Here is an 18,081-nt window from a genome sequence, read left to right on the forward strand (position 1 = left end):
GCGCCACATGACTCTGCTCGAATCCGTCACCCACGTGTGTACGCGCCTCGCCCCCGGCGGCTGGCATTCGCTGATGCTCGCCCACGGCCTGGATCTGCTCGGTGAACCGTTCGCTGCCGAACTGCAAAAGCCGCTGAACATCGACCGCTCGATACCCGGGTTTGCCGATTTCACAGTGGCCGGCAGCCGCGCGATCGAAGCCGGCGTGCCGGCGCACAGCCTGCTGTATCACGCGCTGGCCTCACCCGATGTGCTCTGCGATGAGAACGGGCAAAAATTGCAACTGTTTCCCACCGCCGCCGAGATCGAGACGGTGCTCGACTATGTCTACAGCGTCATCCCGCCCACGCTCGACAGCCTGCGCCACAAAGCCCGGGGCGCGCCGTTGGCGGTGGTCGCGTTCGCCAGTGAATATCGTTGCGCCGCCGACACCGTGCATGGCCGGCATGCCGACCTGTGCTTCTCGCGTACCGGTATCGCCCGCGTCGGCACCGCACCCGCGCGCTATGACGCGATGCGGCGCAGTTTCCTGCCCTTTGTCGACGATGACCCGCACGGCATCCGGGTGATGCCGGTACGCTACAGCGCCTACATTGCCGTGCAACTCAAGGGCGATGCCGAACGCTTCGGGCCGATGGATTTCCAGGTGGATCTCGACCCCGGGCTGGATTTCTGGGTGCCCCTGCACAAGTTGTTCAATGGTTCGCAGTGCCTGGAGGGACTGAACCTGACGCTGACGCTGGACAACCACCAGATCAACGAAAAACTGCGACATATTCATTTGCGCCACAGTGGCACCGGTTGGCAGGAACCGCAGATCAGCCAGCCGCCCTTCGTCGTGACGGACAATCTTGCGCATTGGGCGTCGGCTGTGGATCTCGGGCCGGGTCTGCTGGTGCCGGAAACCAGAGCCCGGCTGGTTGCGCCCGTCGAGTACCAGGGCAAACCGTTGTCCTTTGTGCTGCCGGCCAATACCGGCGGTATGGTGCACGGACGTCACCGGGTCGAGGCGGATGGCAGCATCGAAGACCTGAACGACCACGAAGGTGTCGACGAGTTGGTTCGTCAGGGCGGTTATCGCGCCTTGCATTATCAGGACGGCACCGCCGATGGCTGGGTGTTGCCACGCTGCCGGATGCTGGAAAACTGCTTGCCGACGGTAGCCGCCTATTCGCTGATTGGCCCTCCGGATTTCTACCCGTTATGCACTCAACGCCGGCTGTTGCACTGGCTCGGCAATGAACCGTCGCTACCAGATGCCGGCGTCTGGCACGCCCGACTGGAAGCACTCTCTAACGTACGCTACTGCGCCAACCTGGACTTGCAGGATCAATTGTTCTCCCCGGCTGACCGCGGGGTGAGCGCGATAGTCGGCCTCGTCGATCAGCTCGGCCCGCCGCAATCCAACGGCGCACAAACGTCACCCTCGCGGCCCACCTCGCTGCCCGACGGCGCCGCCGGTGTGTTCGGGCCGGGCTGGGAGGTCGGCTGGGTTCGCCAGCGCACGGCGGACGACGAATGGATCAACGTCCTCGCCGGTTATCAGATGGCCAGTCCGTTTCCCGAGGATGCCAAGATCTGCGCCGCGCTAGGTTCTTTCTGGCCCGGGGTCGCGCCGGATTCGGCACGGGTCTTCGAACCGCGCTCGACGCTGCACAGCATCATTCCCCTGACCGATGAGGAAATCGGCATGGGCGGCGTGGCCTGGGATAATCAGCGCGCCCCGCAACTCATCACTGAAGACGAGCACCTGATCGTCCAATACCACGCGTACGCCCATGCCGATTACACACAGGTGGCCCTCGATGGCCGGTTTTCCCTGAGCCTGACCGGCCACACCGCGCAAGCCGCGTATCAGCAACGCGTGCGCTCGATGTATCGCGTGTACCGCGTGCTCGGCGCCGCCAGCGACAAGCCACTGCGCAATGCCTGGCCGCTGCTGTCGTTCGTTGAGTTGCAGCGGCCGAATGCCGAACTTGAAACCGCGCAGGAAGAGTCTGGGCGGGTTCTCGACGGCTGGGTGCAGCGTTTTTTGCTGTACCGGCGCGGTGCCGTGAAAGTCGCTGAAAGTGATTTCAGGTTACGCCACGTTGAAGTCGAAGAGCAGGTGATTCTGCTGCTCAGCGCGGATGCAATCCTGATCAAACGCGACACCCTGCCATGGCAGGTAGCTGATGAAGCCATTTGACGTCGTGATCATCGGCGCCGGGCCTGCGGGCAGTGCAACCGCGATCAGTTGCGCCCGACACGGTCTGCGTGTGGCCTTGATTGAACGGCAGGCGTTCCCGCGCTTTCGCCCCGGGGAAAGCCTGCATCCGGGCATCGAACCGCTGCTGCAGCAACTGGGGGTTGCCGAGCAATTGTGTGGCCGCACGGCCCGGCGCTTCGACGGCCACTGGGTGCACTGGGACGGCGCACCGCGCTTCAATGGTTTTGGTGCCGATGATCGCGGCGCCTGGCAGGGTTTTCATCTGGAACGAGCACAACTGGATGCGGCGTTGCTATCGAGTGCCGCCGCGTTGGGTGTAGAGGTCAATCAACCCTGCCGGGCACGACGGGTACTGACCCAAAGCAACCGAGTGATCGGCGTGGAAACCGACAGCGGCTGCTTCCACGCGACCTGCCTGATCGATGCCAGCGGCGCTGGCCGCTGGCTCGGTCGCCAACTCGGTTTGCCGGTGCGCCACTGTTCACCGCCGCTGGTGGCGCGTTACGGCTATTTGCAAGGCCACAGCGCGACCTATGCAACGGCCGCGCATTTGCTGGCCGATCCTGACGGGTGGACCTGGATCGCCCAGGTTGAGCCCCAGTTGCTGCACTGGACGCGCCTGACATTCGAAAACAACGGCCGATCGGCGAGCCTTCCCTTGGCGCTGCATGCATTCCCGGCCGTGGGGCCGATACGAGGCGCCGATGTGACCTGGCGCATCACCACGACCGCCGCCGGTGCCGGTTATTTTCTGGTCGGCGATGCGGCCAACCGGCTCGACCCGGCGTCCTCCCACGGCGTGCTGAAGGCGTTGATGAGCGGTATGCAGGCCGCGCAAGCCGTGGTGGATTGCCTGCGCAAACCGGCCTTGCAAATACCGGCGCAGGCGCAATATCGCCATTGGCTGAACGCTGGATTCGCGCGCGATATGACGCACTTGCGCAATTTCTATCGTCAGCATCCCTGCCCACCGTCCTGGCTGCCTGTCGCATGACTCACAGGAAGCTGGCGAGCACGGAGTCCTCATGAAACCGCCGCAACAACGCCGAGCCGCCGACTGTATTCTTCCCACAGTGATAAAACCGCACTGTCTTTGCAGGTTCACAAAGCCTGCAGGTTGCCGCAGCCCGGCTAGACTGATTTATTACCCAGTCGAGGGGGCTGCAGGACGCATCGTCTCGCCCTGCCCGCATCCACGACCACCGCCCGGTGGTGTATGCCTCGACCTTCAACATCGCCGGACTGTGATCCTGTTTCAGGAGCACATGTGATGGACGAGGCCCGACTCAACGCATTCATGGGCAAACTGGTCAACGACATGGGCGGCGCCGCAATGCTGGCGAACGTCATCGTTGGCGAAGAACTCGGGCTGTACCGGGCAATGGCCGACAGTCAGCCGATCACCCCGCAAGCCCTCGCCGAAAAAACCACCTGCAATCCCCGACTGGTGCGCGAATGGCTCAGCGCGCACGCCGCGTCTGGCTACATGGAACATCACGATGGCCAGTTCCGTCTGCCGGAAGAACAGGCACTGGCACTCGCCGTCGAAGACTCACCGGTGTACGTCGCCGGCGGACTCGGCGTGGTGGCCTCGTTTTTCCACGACAAAGACAAACTGGTCAAAGCCATGCGCGGCAACGGCGCCCTGCCCTGGGGCGATCACCACCCGTGCATGTTCAGCGGTACCGAGCGCTTCTTCCGGCCCGGCTATAAGGGGCACCTGATTGCGGAATGGCTGCCGGCGCTGGACGGCGTGGTGGCCAAGCTCGAAGACGGCGCCAAGGTCGCCGACATCGGCTGCGGCCACGGTGCCTCGACGGTGATCATGGCCCAGGCATTTCCCAACTCGCGCTTCGTCGGTTTCGACTATCACGCACCGTCGATCACCGTCGCCACTCAGCGCGCGGAAGAAGGCGGCGTCAGCAGTCGGGCGAAGTTCTTCCAGAACACCGCCAAGAGCTACCCCGGTGACGACTATGACCTGATCTGCTATTTCGACTGCCTGCACGACATGGGCGACCCGGTCGGCGCTGCGCGGCATGCGTTCGAATCATTGAAGGACGACGGCACGGTGCTGTTGGTCGAGCCATTTGCCAACGATACGCTGGACGACAATATCAACCCGGTCGGACGCCTGTTTTACGCGGCCTCGACCTTTATCTGCACACCGAATTCGCTGTCCCAGGAAGTCGGCCTGGGGCTCGGTGCGCAGGCGGGTGAAATGCGCTTGCGCAAAGTGTTTGCCGAGGCTGGGTTCAAGCACTTCCGCCGGGCGACGCAGACGCCGTTCAACCTGATTCTGGAGGCGCGCAAATAAACCACCGCTGTCACCTGTGGCGAGGGAGCTTGCTCCCGCTGGACTGCGCAGCAGGCCTGTTTTTGGGCTTGCTTTGCAATCCAGCGGGAGCAAGCTCCCTCGCCACAGGGTTAATGCTAACCTGCGAGCACCGTCCTCCCCGGAGTGCTGAGCATGCTCGACAGCCCGATCCGCGAACACTTCAACACCCTGTGCCAGGCCATGGCCGATGGCGATTTTCTGGTGCTGACCGGCGCCGGCATCAGCACGCCATCGGGCATTCCGGATTACCGCGATAGCGAAGGTGTGCGCCGGGGCCGACAGCCGATGATGTATCAGGAATTTCTCGCTGCCCCCGAATCCCGTCGCCGCTATTGGGCGCGGGCCATGCTCGGCTGGCCCCGGGTGCGCCAGGCGCAACCCAACGCGGCGCATACAGCACTGGCGGATTTGCAGCGCCAGGGACGGATCAGCGCCTTGATCACACAGAACGTCGACACCCTGCATGATCAGGCCGGCAGTCAGGATGTGATCGAACTGCACGGCAGCCTGCACCGGGTGCTGTGCCTGGATTGCGGCCAACGCAGCGCGCGCGATGAGATTCAGCAACGCATGGTCGAGCAGAATCCGTATCTGGCCGGGGTCGATGCGGTGCAGGCGCCGGACGGCGATACCCTGCTCGATCCGGCCTTCGAGGCGCGCTTTCAGACGCCGCAATGCCCGTATTGCGACGGGGAGCGGATGAAGCCGGACGTGGTGTTCTTTGGCGAGAACGTGGCGCAGCCGACGGCGGCGCGGGCCATGGCCGCAGCGGAAAAAGCCGAGGGTTTGCTGGTGGTGGGTTCGTCGCTGATGGCGTATTCGGCGTTCCGTCTGTGCCGGGTGATCGCCGATCACGGCAAGCCGTTGCTGGCGATCAATCTGGGCAAGACTCGCGCCGATGATCTATTGGATCTGAAGATCGAGGCGTCATGCGAACAACTGCTGCCGTTGCTGGCGCAACACCTATCTACCTGAATGCCGAAAATCCCTGTAGGAGCTGCCGAAGGCTGCGATCTTTTGGCTTTGTTTTTTAGAAGCAAGATCAAAAGATCGCAGCCTTCGGCAGCTCCTACCGGGGTTCAACGTTTGAAGATCAGTGTTCGGCTTTGAGGATGTCGAACAGTGCCTGCGCCGCCGCCGACAGTTCATTGCCTGGCTCGGTCAGCACGCCAATCGCTCGCTCCACCGAATCATTCAAGGTCAGGCAATGCGCGCCCAGTTCGAGCATCTGCTCGGCACACAACGCCGGCACTGCACTCACTCCCAGCCCACTGGCGACCATGCGCCCGACGGTTGCCAGTTGATGGCTTTCGAACTCCACCGGGAGCTTCATGCCCCGCGCCTGCAAGTGTTCTTCGAGCATCACCCGCACTGTCGACGGCCGTTGCAGGGTGATGAACGGTTCCTGCAGCAAGGTCTGCCAGTCGATTTCGCCAAGCCTGGCCAGCGCTGAATCTTGCGGCACCACCGCGACAAAGCGGTCCATGTACAACGGGGTGAACGTCAGCGAGGTGTTCTGCATCGGCTCGAACGCGACACCCAGTTCCACGTGGCGGTCGCGCACCATTTCCAGCACTTGCTCGTTGATCACGTCGTTGACCGTGACATTGACGTTCGGATAGCGCGCGCGAAACGTCTTGAGGATCGGCGGCAACAGGTTGCCGGCAAACGACGGCATCGCCGCCAGCGTCACCCGCCCGCGTTGCAGGCTGAAACGCTGGCGCATTTCGTCTTCGGCGTTGTCCCAATCGGCGATCAGGCGCCGAGCCAGCGGCAGCAGCGATTCGCCCTCGGCGGTCAGCGCCACATTGCGCGTGTTGCGGCTGAACAGCCGCCCGCCCAGCCCCTCCTCCAGCGCCTTGATGGTCAGGCTCAGCGCCGATTGCGACAGGTGCAGACGCTCGCAGGCCACGGCGAAACTCAGGCTCTGGGCCACGGCGAGGAAGGCGCGGATCTGTTTGATGGTCATACTGGATAACGCCCTGTTAGCGATATTGCCGGATAAACACCGTACCCACTGTAGGAGCTGCCGCAGGCTGCGATCTTTTGATCTTGATCCTAAAAAACAACATCAAAAGATCGCAGCCTGCGGCAGTTCCTACAGGTAACAGTCAAAATTATTGAGTTTTATCTATTAATCAACCTTAAAAATCAACTTAACAAATATATCCTCCAGCGAGACACTCCAGTCATTCGGCTAGCCAGCCGCCCGACAAACAATAAAAGAGGTGCATATGGCAGGTTTCGACAAGCGCGTGAGTTCCTACGAGGAAGCTCTGGCCGGTCTTGAAGATGGCATGACCGTGATCGCCGGCGGCTTCGGCCTGTGCGGCATTCCGGAAAACCTGATCGCCGAGATCAAGCGCAAGGGCACCCGCGACCTCACCGTGGTTTCCAATAACTGCGGCGTCGACGGTTTCGGCCTCGGTGTGCTGCTGACCGACCGCCAGATCAGCAAAGTGATCGCCTCCTACGTCGGCGAAAACAAACTGTTCGAAGAGCAACTGCTCAAGGGCGACATTGAAGTCATCCTGACCCCGCAAGGCACCCTCGCCGAGAAAATGCGCGCAGGCGGCGCCGGTATCCCGGCCTTCTTCACCGCCACCGGCGTCGGCACCCCGGTTGCCGAAGGCAAAGAAGTGCGTGAATTCAACGGGCGCAAGTACCTGATGGAAGAGTCCATCACCGGCGACTTCGCCATCGTCAAAGGCTGGAAAGCCGACCATTTCGGCAACGTCATCTACCGTCACACCGCGCAGAACTTCAACCCGCTGGCGGCCACCGCCGGCAAGATCACCGTGGTCGAAGTCGAAGAAATCGTCGAGCCCGGCGAGCTGGATCCGTCGCAGATCCACACCCCCGGCATCTACGTCGACCGGGTCATTTGCGGCACGTTCGAAAAGCGCATCGAACAGCGCACCATCCGCAAATAATTCAGGCTGACGGAGAATAAAAACATGGCACTTACCCGCGAACAAATGGCTCAGCGCGTCGCCCGCGAAATGCAGGACGGCTACTACGTGAACCTCGGTATCGGCATTCCGACCCTGGTCGCCAACTACATTCCCGAAGGCATGGAAGTCATGCTGCAATCGGAAAACGGCCTGCTCGGCATGGGCCCGTTTCCGACTGAAGACACCATCGATGCCGACATGATCAACGCCGGCAAACAGACCGTCACCGCGCGCATCGGCGCATCGATCTTCAACTCCGCCGAATCCTTCGCGATGATCCGTGGCGGCCATGTCGACCTGACCGTGCTCGGCGCGTTCGAGGTCGACGTCGAAGGCAACATCGCCTCGTGGATGATTCCCGGCAAACTGGTCAAGGGCATGGGCGGCGCGATGGATCTGGTGGCCGGTGCCGATAACATCATCGTGATCATGACCCACGCCTCCAAGGACGGTGAATCCAAACTGCTGAGCAAATGCAGCCTGCCGCTGACCGGCGCCGGCTGCATCAAGCGCGTGTTGACCGACCTCGCCTATCTGGAAATCGAAAATGGCGCTTTTGTCCTCAAGGAACGCGCACCTGGCGTCAGCGTCGAGGAAATCGTCGCCAAAACCGCTGGTAAACTGATCGTCCCGGATCACGTACCGGAAATGCAGTTCGCTGCCCAGTGAGGAATTCGAAAATGCAAGACGTCGTAATTGTTGCCGCCACCCGCACCGCGATCGGCAGTTTCCAAGGGTCGCTGGCCAGCGTGTCCGCGGTGGATCTGGGCGCTGCGGTGATCCGCCAACTGCTCGAACAGACCGGTCTGGACGGTGCGCAGGTCGATGAAGTGATCATGGGCCAGGTGCTGACCGCCGGCGCTGGGCAGAACCCGGCGCGTCAGGCGGCGATCAAGGCTGGCCTGCCCCACGCCGTGCCGGCCATGACCCTGAACAAGGTCTGCGGCTCGGGCCTGAAGGCCCTGCACCTGGGCGCGCAGGCGATTCGTTGTGGCGATGCCGAGGTGATCATCGCTGGCGGTCAGGAGAACATGAGCCTGTCCAACTACGTGATGCCGGGTGCTCGCACCGGTCTGCGCATGGGTCACGCGCAAATCGTCGACACCATGATCAGCGACGGCCTGTGGGATGCGTTCAACGATTACCACATGGGCATCACCGCCGAGAATCTGGTCGATAAATATGAGATCAGCCGCGAACAGCAGGACGCCTTCGCCGCCGCTTCGCAGCGCAAGGCCGCCGCAGCCATCGAAGCCGGGCGTTTCGTCGATGAAATCACCCCGATTCTGATCCCGCAGCGCAAAGGTGATCCGGTGGCGTTCAAGGTTGATGAGCAACCGCGTGGCGATACCACCGCCGAGTCGCTGGCGAAACTGCGTCCGGCGTTCAAGAAGGATGGCAGCGTCACCGCCGGCAACGCCTCTTCGCTGAACGACGGCGCCGCCGCCGTCATCCTGATGAGCGCCGAGAAAGCCAAGGCCCTGGGCCTGCCGGTGCTGGCGAAAATCGCTGCTTACGCCAATGCGGGTGTGGACCCGGCGATCATGGGCATTGGTCCGGTCTCGGCCACCCGTCGCTGCCTGGACAAGGCAGGCTGGAACATCGGCCAACTGGACCTGATCGAAGCCAACGAAGCCTTCGCCGCACAATCGCTGGCGGTGGCCAAAGATCTGCAATGGGATCTGGACAAGGTCAACGTCAACGGCGGCGCAATCGCCCTCGGTCACCCGATCGGTGCGTCGGGCTGCCGGGTGCTGGTGACTTTGCTGCACGAGATGCTCAAGCGTGATGCGAAAAAAGGTCTGGCGACCTTGTGCATCGGCGGCGGTCAGGGTGTGGCGCTGGCGCTGGAACGCGGTTAACCCAGAGGAGCAATACAGGCGGCGGACGGATCCACGACATCCACTGCTCGCTGGCTACAAAAAAACCGGTGCGACTTGCGTTGCACCGGTTTTTTTTGCCTGAATTTTGTGTCGATCTTCAGGGCCCCATCGCTGGCAAGCCAGCTCCCACAGGGTCTTGGGGTGTACAAAGAATTTGAATCCACCCTCAATCACTGTGGGAGCTGGCTTGCCAGCGATGAGGCCGGTTCAGGCAGCACAAAACATGGCTCACACCACCATCTGCAGAATCAACCAGGCATTCGCCCCACTGATCACCACAAACAATCCCCACGCCAGCACCCGGGTCGGCAGCCGATTCACAAACGGCCCCATCAGTTGTTTGTCGCTGGTCATACGGATCAACGGATACAGCGCGAATGGCAGTTGCAGGCTCAACACCACCTGGCTCAACACCAGCAACTTGCCCACCGCGTTATCGCCCATCAGCCACACGCCGATGAACGCCGGGATCAGCGCCAGCCCACGGGTTATCAAACGCCGCTGCCAGCAGGGAATCCGCAGGTTCAGATAACCCTCCATGATCACCTGTCCGGCGATGGTCCCGGTGAACGTCGAGCTCTGCCCCGACGCCAGCAACGCGACGCCGAACAGCACACTGGCCAGCGCGCCGCCGACCAGCGGGTCGAGCAGGTGGTAGGCGTCCTGAATGTCGACCACGTCGGTATGCCCGGACTGGTGAAAGGCAGCCGCCGCCAGAATCAGGATCGCCGCGTTGACCAGCAGCGCCAATGCCAGCGAACCGATGGTATCGATCCGCGCCAGGTTCACCGCGTCCTGCTTGCTGGCCAGATCCTTGCCGATCATCCGCGTCTGCACAATCGAGGTGTGCAGGTAAAGGTTGTGCGGCATCACCGTGGCGCCAAGGATGCCGATCGCCAGGTACAGCGGCGCAGCATCGCTGATCGCCGAGAGCGACGGTTTGAATCCGGCGAACACCTGCGGCCAGTAAGGTTTGATCAGCACCAGCTCAACGAAGAAACACACGCCGATGGTCGCCACCAGCACCAGCATGATCGCCTCCAGCCGACGGAAGCCACGGTTCTGCAAGGCCAGCACCAGCAGCGTGTCGAAGGCGGTCAGGGCAATGCCGAAGGTCAGCGAACAGCCAAGCAACAAGTGAAACGCCAGGGCGCAGCCGAGCACTTCGGCCAGATCAGTGGCGATGATCGAGATTTCCGCCAGCACCCATTGCAGGCGTGCGGTCGGGGTGCTGTAGCGCTCGCGGGACAATTGCGCCAGATCGCGACCGGTGGCGATGCCCAGGCGCGAGCAAAGGCATTGCACAACCATCCCCGCCAGGCTTGCCAGCAACACCACGAACAGCAGGCTGTAACCAAAACGCGAACCGGCCTCGATGGCGGTCGCCCAGTTGCCGGGATCCATGTAGCCGATCGACACCAACAGGCCGGGACCGGCAAAACGCAGCACGCGTTTGAAGAACGAAGCGTTCGGATCGACCGCGACGCTCCCGGCTACTTCTGGCGGGCAGAACGGCGCAGTGGCGATTTTGGGTAAGCTGAATTTCACGCACACATCCAGAAACAAGTTCGAAAGACGCAGCTTAGACGTTTCAGTTGAACCCTTGAAGAGCAAAAGATCGCAGCCTTCGGCAGCTCCTGCATTGGAATGCATATCCTGTAGGAGCTGCCAAAGGCTGCGATCTTTTGATCTTAACGACTCACACCCAGTAACTGCTCGCGCAATTCGGGATTACGGGTGCGCGGATCCAGCCAGATATCGAAAAACGCCCGGGCAAACTGCGGATCATCGATTTCATGCTGCAACTGCTGACCGACAAAAAACCGCGCGCCCTGCCCCGGCAGGTACACGCCGGTAATCCGCGTACCCGCCTGCACATCGACGAACGATTGCTGCATTTGTCCTTGCCACTTGGCCAACTGCGCGGGGCTGACGCCGGAGCCTGCCAGCCGTTTGATTTCATCGACACTGGCCTGCACCAGATCATCGCGCGAGATCTTGCGCCGGTAGATCAGCTCCAGGGCAAAGGGCTGTTCGGTCGACAACGGGCGTGCCGCGCTCCACAACCGGGCGTTGTAGACGTCGAAGCCGAACACACTGAAATCGCCGGTGCCGATGATTTGCGCACCGGGCACCGCGTCCTGCCAATTGGCCCAGGTCGGCGTGAGTAACAACGCCCACAAGCCGATGCCACAGCACCCACGCAGCAACTTCGATGGTTTGCTCATCGCCGCCATAACTCCCGCTTGAACCCTGATAGCCAGAGCATAGCGGATGTCCGCCCAGCGCTTTGTATACAATGTTTGTCGATCAACGCACCAATCGGTTACCTTGGCCGTTCCATCCCCGGAGGCCTCCCGCGTGCTGATCCTCAAATTACTGCTGATCCCCGGTTTTCTGCTGCTGATTTCCCTCGCCGGCAAGCGCTGGGGACCGAGCGTCGCCGGTTGGCTGTCGGGGCTGCCGGTAGTGGTCGGGCCGATTCTGTTTTTCCTCGCCATCGAACAGGGGCCATCGTTTGCTGCGCAGTCGGCGGTCGCGGCGCTGTCGGCGATGTTCGCCATGATCGCCTTCTGCGTCACCTACGCGCAGGTGGCGCAGCGGGCGAACTGGCCGTTGGCGCTGACGATTTCCCTGACGGTTTGGGCGGTGCTGGCGCTAATGTTGTCGCTGATTCCGTCGTCACTGACGTTCTCGGTCGCGGCGGCGGCCACTGCCCTGCTCGCCGCGCCGTATCTGTTCCCCAACGTGCAACCGGTGCTGAACGGTCCGGCACCGAAGTCGGACAAACTGCTCTGGCGAATGATTGCCGGCGCGGCGCTGACGCTGTTGGTGACGATGCTCGCGAGTACCGTGGGCGAGCGCTGGAGCGGTCTGCTCGCGGTGTTCCCGGTGCTCGGGAGTGTGATGGCGGTGTTTTCTCAGCAGACCCGTGGCCCGGCGTTTACTGCGGCATTGCTACGGGCGACGGCGACGGGCATGTACTCGTTTTCGGCGTTTTGTCTGGTGTCGGCGCTGACCCTGCCAAGCCTCGGCCTCAGCGGTTTCATCGTCGGTGTCGCGGTGTCGGTGGCCATGCTCGGGGTCACCCGCAAACTGCTGGCCCGACCTGTTCCGGCAAAAAACCGTATTCCCGAGGCGGATGTCAACACCTGACAAACCGCGCTGGAATGCCGGGCATGCTCCGTGGGATCATCGCCGCCCTGGCGCGACCATCCCTCGGAGATTCACATGTCATTGCTCAGCAAGAAAGCCGTCGTCCTATTGCTGGCGGCGGTCGCCGCTCTCGGCGCCCTCAACGCCCAGGCAGCCAAGCCCAAGGAAAAGGCCTCGACCAACAACGTGTCGATGCTCGACGGCAAGTTCACCTTCGTCCTGCCCAAAGGCTTCACCGCCGACCCGCTGCCGGCCGGCCCGACCGGTGCCAAAGGCACGATGTACACCAATCAGGCGACCAAGACCGTGGTCATCGCTGCGGAAAACCAGATCGCCGGTGGCACCAGTGTCAAAGACAACGACAACGAATTTCTCGACGGCAGCCTGGCAAGTTTCATCGATGACCAGCGCAAGGCGCTGCCGGACTTCAACAAGCTCACAGAAAAGAGTCTGACCCAGAAAAGCAGCGGCCTCGGCGTGCGTCAGGTCGACAGCACTGCCACCCAAGGCGGCGGCCAGACACTCAATACCACCCTGCTCGCCGCCTCCGGCAAGCGCATGGCGCTGGTCCAGGTGATTTCCCGAGCCAGCGACAAAAGCGGTCACGATGCGCTGGTGAAAACCATCCTCAAGGACAAGTGATCCCTACGGGTTGAGCTGCTGCAGCCAGGCGTTCAAGTCGCGCAGTTCGGCGGAACTGATGCTGTGGCCGACACCGGGATAAGCGTGAAACTCGGGGGTGTAGGCGAGTTTCTGCAGCAGCGCATTGGCTTCGGTGCCGTCGCGATACGGCACTCGATCATCGGCGGTGCCGTGGCCGATGAAGACCTTCAGCGGCAACGGTGGCTGCTGCGCCTTGAGCTCGGTTTTCAATACCGGCAACAGGCGTCCGCTCAGTGCTGCGATACCGCCGATCGCCACGGGCGGACGCAGGCCCACTTCGTAGGTCATCATTGCGCCCTGGCTGAAACCGATCAGATATACCTTGTCCGGGCTGGCGTGATATTTCTGCGCCGCCTGCGCGACGAACTCCCGCAACTTCTGGCCGCTGGCCTGCAGATCATCGGTCTCACCGTTGTAGGCCCCTTCGCCCTTCTTGCGAAACCACTGGAAACGCCCTTCGCCCAACGCCAGCGGCGCCTGCACCGAGAGGTAGTTGTACTGCGCCGGCAGCTGAAATTTCATACCGATCAGATCGGCTTCGTTACTGCCGTAGCCGTGCAGGAAAATTACCAGTGGTCGAGTGTTCGCGTCCGGGTGGACCTGTTCGATGTATTTCAGTGGCAAGTCGCTTTGCAGCGTGGTTTGCGCGTGGACGGCGCTGGACGCCAGGAGGGTTAACAGGGCAAACGCCTTCAACATAGAGCCTTCCTTCGCGGAGTGTCGGGTTCGGGGCAGCCTAACATTGTCTGAACGTTGTGGTGTCGCGGATGCCGCCATCGCTGGCAAGCCAGCTCCCACAGTGATCGGTGGTGTTCACAAAACCTGTGGGAGCTGGCTTGCCAGCGATGAGGCCAGCAAAAACACGGAAGATCTGTCAGTCGTTGATCAACTTGCCCACCCGGATCGGTTCACGCCCTGCCACTTTGGCCTGCCAGATCCCCGGCTGGGTATAACGCCCACGATCAATCGCAAACAGCACGCCACTGGTACCGGCGCGGACAGTGGTGAGGCGGTCATTCAACGGATCCACCACCTCGAACAGCGCATCGCCCTTCTCCACCCATTCCCCGGCATTACGCAGGAAACTGACCACGCCGTGGTGCGGCGCGAACAGGTATTCGGTGCCTTCGAACGGCATGCCTTCGCAGCACTCGTTCGGGGCCGCCGGCCATTCGCCGCTGATGAAACCCTGCTCGGCGAGAAAGCCGAGTATCGCTTCGCAATTGGCCTGCGCCTGATCGACCCGGGTGTCGCCCATGCTGCCCAGTTCCAGGGTGGTGGCAAGGTTTGCCGGGGGAATCGCCGCGTTCGGAAACGCCCGCGCCAGACGCAACCAAGGCGATGAGCACGACTCGTCGAACGAACTGCCGCCGGAGTCTTCACACAACAGCGCAACGCCGGCCTGCAGTCGCGCCGCCAGCGATTGCCAGCGCGGCCAGTGTTGCGGCAGCGCGTAGAGGTGAATCGCCGCCTCAAAATCGCAATGCAGATCCAGAGTGATGTCGGCGTCGCAGGCATGGCGCAGCAGCAAGCGGTGCAGCGCTTCCAGTTGCGAGGCCGGGGCTGGCAACTCATCGAGCACCTCGCCCATGGTCTGGCGGATCAGCGCGATGTTGGCCTCGGCGTCGCTGCCCAGTTGCTCGCCGATTCGCGCCGCCACCGGCGCACTGAGTTCAACAAACGCGCGGTTGAAATTCTTCCCGCTGCCCAGCTCGAAGCGGCCCATGTGGCTGCCTTGCAAATGCTGATCGAGCCCGATCGGGTTGGCCACCGGCACCAACTCGATCACCCCTTGCAGACGGCCCTGCTGCTCCAGCGCGTTGAGGCGTTGCTTGAGTTCCCATGCGGTGCGCATGCCCGGCAGTTCGTCGGCGTGCAGACTGGCCTGGATGTAGACCTTGCGGCTGCCCGCGCCGTAACGGAAGACGCTGAGGGAACGTTCGCTGCCCAAGTGGCTCCAGGGCAGGACATGGTCGATGCGTTGCATGGGAAAACTCCGATAAACCTGTAGGAGCTGCCGCAGGCTGCGATCTGTTGATCTTGCTTTTCAGAATCAAGATCAAAAGATCGCAGCCTGCGGCAGCTCCTACATTGGATAGGTGTTGGCAGAATAAATCATGGGCACAAAAAAAGTGGCCACCGCGCAAACGGGACCACTTTTTTCTACAGCGTATTAATGGCCGTACACGTCAAAGTCGAAGTACTTGTCCTGGACTTTCTTGTACTCGCCATTGGCGCGGATTTCGGTGATGGCCTTGTTGAATTTCTCGGCCAGCTCGGTATCGCCCTTGCGCACCGCAATGCCGGCGCCGCCACCGAAGTACTTGGCGTCTTCGTAGGTCGGGCCGACGAATTCGAAACCTTTGCCGGCGTCGGTCTTCAGGAAACCGTCGCTGAGGTTGACCGAGTCGGCCAGCATCGCATCGATACGACCGGAGACCATGTCAAGGTTAGCTTCCTGTTGCGAGCCGTAACGCACCAGTTCGATCCCGGCCGGAACCAGCACTTCAGTGGCATAACGGTCGTGGGTGCTGGCGCGCAGTACGCCGACTTTCTTGCCCTTGAGCTCGGTCAGCGGGTCTTTGACACCAGAGCCTTCCTTCATCACGAAGCGCGCCGGGGTGTGGTAGTACTTGATGGTGAAATCGACGTTCTTCTTGCGGTCGTCGGTGATGGTCATCGAGGACAGGATCGCGTCGATCTTCTTCACTTTGAGTGCCGGGATCAGGCCATCGAACTCCTGCTCGACCCACACGCATTTAACGTCCATCTGTTTGCACAGCGCATCGCCGATATCGACGTCGAACCCGGTGAGTTTGCCGTCAGCGGTTTTCATCGAGAATGGCGGGTAAGCGGCTTCGATTCCCAGACGAATCGGTTTGGCGTCCTCAGCCACAGCGGTCAGGGACAACATCGACAGTGCCAGGGCACCGAACATCACTAGCTTCTTCATTTATTACTCCTGTGTGCGGAGGCTTTTATTGGCAGCTTTCGATTGGCGTTCGGCCATGGCTATGAAGTAGCAAAAACCGAAGTGGACGGCAGTCTATGGCGGCGCGCACAGGGTAAATTGTGTTTAGGCGACAAATACTTACAGAACATCGGCGCACGCGTTGACCGGGATCAACGGTGCGCCGACATGGTGCAAAGACTGTAGGACAAATCTTTGAAAACGACAAAATTTGCCTTTGCAGGAGCTGCCGCAGGCTGCGATCTTTTGCTCTTGAAAGTCAAAAGATCGCAGCCTGCGGCAGCTCCTACAAAAGCATTCAGCATTCACATCCAATAGGCGCCTTGGCGGCTTGAGTAGTACTCAAGCTGAAGCCCTCATCCAGCCAGCCGGTCACGCCGCCGATCATCTCCTTGACCGGGTAACCCAACGCCGCCAGTTTCACCGCAGCCTTGTTGGCGCCGTTGCAGTGCGGGCCGGCGCAATAGACCACGAACAACGTGCTCGTCGAATACTCCGCCAGGCCTTCGGCGGTCAGCAAGCGGGTCGGAATGTTGATCGCGCCCGGCACGTGACCGCGCTCGAACGCCAAAGGCCCGCGCACATCGACCAGGACAAAATCGACTTCACCGGCCTCCTGGCTGCTGTACACGTCAGAACAATCGGTTTCAAACGTCAGACGGTTGCTGAAATGCATCAGGGCAATGGCCGACGGTGCGGCAGGAATGTCGCGAACCAGGCTGGTCATGTTGTGTGGCTCCTTCATATGTTGGGGTGTGAACAGACTTTATCGGGCCGTCACTTGGCGCTACAGTGGCGCGCAAGACACTCACCGGGAACTTTCCGCCAAATGCCTGATTCACCTGGATTGGTCGCGATTCTGGCCTACGACGGCCTCTGTACCTTCGAGTTCGGGATTGCCGTGGAAATCTTCGGCCTCGCCCGGCCGGAGTTCGATTTCCCGTGGTACGAGCACCGCATCGTCGCCGTCGACGCAGGGCCGATGCGCGCCATGGGCGGCATTCAAGTCCTGGCCGACGGCGGAATGGAGCTGCTGGCGCAGGCACGCACCATCATCATTCCCGGTTGGCGTGATCGCGAAGCCCCGGTGCCACCGGCCCTGCTTGGCGCATTGCGTCAGGCCCACGCCCACGGTGCGCGGCTGTTATCGATCTGTTCAGGGGTGTTCGTGCTGGCCGCCAGCGGCTTGCTCGACGGCCACGGTGCGACCACCCACTGGCGCTACAGCGATGAACTGGCGCGGCGCTTCCCGGCGATAGCGGTGGATCCGGATGTGCTGTACGTCGACTCGGGTCAGTTGATCACCTCGGCCGGCAGTGCCGCCGGGATCGATGCCTGTCTGCATCTGGTGGCCCGCGACTTTGGTACTCAGGTCGCCAATTCGGTGGCGCGGCGGTTGGTGATGTCGCCGCAACGCACCGGCGGCCAGGCGCAATTCATTCCCACGCCTGTCAGCCCGACGCCGCGCAACGATTTGTCACGGGTGATGCAGTGGGCTCGCGAGCGTCTGCACCAACCGCTGGAAGTGCGCGATCTGGCGAGCGAAGCGGCGATGAGCGAGCGCACGTTTCTGCGGCGATTCAGCGATGCCAGCGGGCAATCGCCCAAGGCGTGGCTGCAACACGAACGCCTGGCGCGGGCGCGGGAACTGCTGGAAAGCACAGCACACAACAGCGAACAGATTGCCGAGCGCTGTGGTTACCGATCGGTGGAAAGCTTTCGCGTGGCATTTCGCAGCGTGGTCGGGGTGCCGCCTTCGGTGTATCGGGAGCGGTTTGGGCGTGGGGTCAAAGCGATATCTTGAGGTGAATTTCCGGACGCCTTCGCTGGCAAGCCAGCTCCCACAGGTTTGGCGTCGTACACACCACCTTGTCTCAACCCGAAAACCTGTGGGAGCAACTGTCTTA

Annotated in this window: 17 protein-coding genes; 10 read left to right on the forward strand and 7 right to left on the reverse strand. The window is 61.7% G+C overall.

Annotation, left to right across the window (positions count from 1 at the left end):
- Positions 1-7 precede the first annotated feature (7 nt).
- From OC71_RS22460 to OC71_RS22475, 4 genes are all read left to right on the forward strand, one after another.
- Positions 8-2,188, forward strand: a complete 2,181-nt coding sequence (locus tag OC71_RS22460; protein WP_041073524.1) for a hypothetical protein — start codon at positions 8-10, stop codon at positions 2,186-2,188.
- Entirely contained in the window at positions 2,175-3,203 is a 1,029-nt protein-coding gene (locus OC71_RS22465) for an NAD(P)/FAD-dependent oxidoreductase (protein ID WP_041073526.1), read from the forward strand. Before OC71_RS22460 ends, OC71_RS22465 begins: the two co-directional genes overlap by 14 nt.
- A gap of 276 nt (positions 3,204-3,479) precedes the next feature.
- Positions 3,480-4,526 (forward strand): class I SAM-dependent methyltransferase, encoded by a 1,047-nt coding sequence (locus OC71_RS22470; protein ID WP_041073528.1) that lies wholly within the window; start codon positions 3,480-3,482, stop codon positions 4,524-4,526.
- A gap of 153 nt (positions 4,527-4,679) precedes the next feature.
- Positions 4,680-5,522 carry an NAD-dependent protein deacetylase gene (locus OC71_RS22475; RefSeq protein ID WP_041073530.1) on the forward strand — a complete coding sequence of 281 codons (843 nt, stop codon included), beginning with the start codon at positions 4,680-4,682 and terminating at the stop codon, positions 5,520-5,522.
- Positions 5,523-5,640: 118 nt separating this feature from the next.
- Here the strand turns inward: OC71_RS22475 and OC71_RS22480 are convergent, their stop codons facing one another.
- Positions 5,641-6,516, reverse strand: a complete 876-nt coding sequence (locus OC71_RS22480; protein ID WP_041073532.1) for a LysR family transcriptional regulator — start codon at positions 6,514-6,516, stop codon at positions 5,641-5,643.
- A gap of 265 nt (positions 6,517-6,781) precedes the next feature.
- Here OC71_RS22480 and OC71_RS22485 point away from each other — a divergent pair, with 265 nt between their 5' ends.
- The 3 genes from OC71_RS22485 to OC71_RS22495 are packed head-to-tail and all read left to right on the forward strand — an operon-like array spanning position 6,782 to position 9,363.
- Entirely contained in the window at positions 6,782-7,480 is a 699-nt protein-coding gene (locus OC71_RS22485) for a CoA transferase subunit A (protein ID WP_003226174.1), read from the forward strand.
- 24 nt (positions 7,481-7,504) lie between these two features.
- On the forward strand, positions 7,505-8,170 hold the full coding sequence (locus OC71_RS22490) for a CoA transferase subunit B (protein ID WP_041073534.1): 666 nt from the start codon (positions 7,505-7,507) through the stop codon (positions 8,168-8,170).
- Between the two features lie 11 nt (positions 8,171-8,181).
- The gene (locus OC71_RS22495; protein WP_041073536.1) at positions 8,182-9,363 is read left to right on the forward strand and encodes an acetyl-CoA C-acetyltransferase; all 1,182 of its coding nucleotides are present in this window, start codon (positions 8,182-8,184) and stop codon (positions 9,361-9,363) included.
- Positions 9,364-9,612: 249 nt separating this feature from the next.
- On the opposite strand, the gene OC71_RS22500 is transcribed toward OC71_RS22495, so the two are convergent.
- Positions 9,613-10,932 (reverse strand): Nramp family divalent metal transporter, encoded by a 1,320-nt coding sequence (locus OC71_RS22500; RefSeq protein WP_041073538.1) that lies wholly within the window; start codon positions 10,930-10,932, stop codon positions 9,613-9,615.
- 143 nt (positions 10,933-11,075) lie between these two features.
- On the reverse strand, positions 11,076-11,612 hold the full coding sequence (locus OC71_RS22505; protein ID WP_041073562.1) for a chalcone isomerase family protein: 537 nt from the start codon (positions 11,610-11,612) through the stop codon (positions 11,076-11,078).
- 133 nt (positions 11,613-11,745) lie between these two features.
- Between OC71_RS22505 and OC71_RS22510 the strand changes: the two genes are divergently transcribed.
- Both OC71_RS22510 and OC71_RS22515 read left to right on the forward strand, forming a co-directional pair.
- Entirely contained in the window at positions 11,746-12,540 is a 795-nt protein-coding gene (locus tag OC71_RS22510; RefSeq protein WP_041073540.1) for a hypothetical protein, read from the forward strand.
- Between the two features lie 75 nt (positions 12,541-12,615).
- Positions 12,616-13,182, forward strand: coding sequence for a hypothetical protein (locus OC71_RS22515; protein ID WP_041073542.1), 567 nt, complete (start codon positions 12,616-12,618; stop codon positions 13,180-13,182).
- Between the two features lie 3 nt (positions 13,183-13,185).
- On the opposite strand, the gene OC71_RS22520 is transcribed toward OC71_RS22515, so the two are convergent.
- From OC71_RS22520 to OC71_RS22535, 4 genes are all read right to left on the reverse strand, one after another.
- Positions 13,186-13,902, reverse strand: a complete 717-nt coding sequence (locus tag OC71_RS22520) for an alpha/beta hydrolase (protein ID WP_041073544.1) — start codon at positions 13,900-13,902, stop codon at positions 13,186-13,188.
- A 175-nt stretch (positions 13,903-14,077) separates the two neighbouring features.
- Positions 14,078-15,190: a succinylglutamate desuccinylase/aspartoacylase family protein gene (locus OC71_RS22525; protein WP_041073546.1), complete on the reverse strand. Its 1,113-nt coding sequence runs from the start codon at positions 15,188-15,190 to the stop codon at positions 14,078-14,080.
- Positions 15,191-15,376: 186 nt separating this feature from the next.
- Entirely contained in the window at positions 15,377-16,156 is a 780-nt protein-coding gene (locus tag OC71_RS22530) for an ABC transporter substrate-binding protein (RefSeq protein WP_041073548.1), read from the reverse strand.
- A gap of 316 nt (positions 16,157-16,472) precedes the next feature.
- Positions 16,473-16,901, reverse strand: coding sequence for a rhodanese-like domain-containing protein (locus tag OC71_RS22535; protein ID WP_041073551.1), 429 nt, complete (start codon positions 16,899-16,901; stop codon positions 16,473-16,475).
- A gap of 102 nt (positions 16,902-17,003) precedes the next feature.
- On the opposite strand from OC71_RS22535, the gene ftrA reads away from it, so the two are divergent.
- A complete protein-coding gene (gene ftrA, locus OC71_RS22540; protein WP_041073553.1) occupies positions 17,004-17,978 on the forward strand; it encodes a transcriptional regulator FtrA in 975 nt (324 codons plus the stop codon).
- The last annotated feature ends 103 nt before the right edge of the window (positions 17,979-18,081 follow it).

It is taken from the genome of Pseudomonas sp. W15Feb9B, assembly GCF_000828175.1.
Taxonomy (GTDB): Bacteria; Pseudomonadota; Gammaproteobacteria; order Pseudomonadales; family Pseudomonadaceae; genus Aquipseudomonas; species Aquipseudomonas parakoreensis.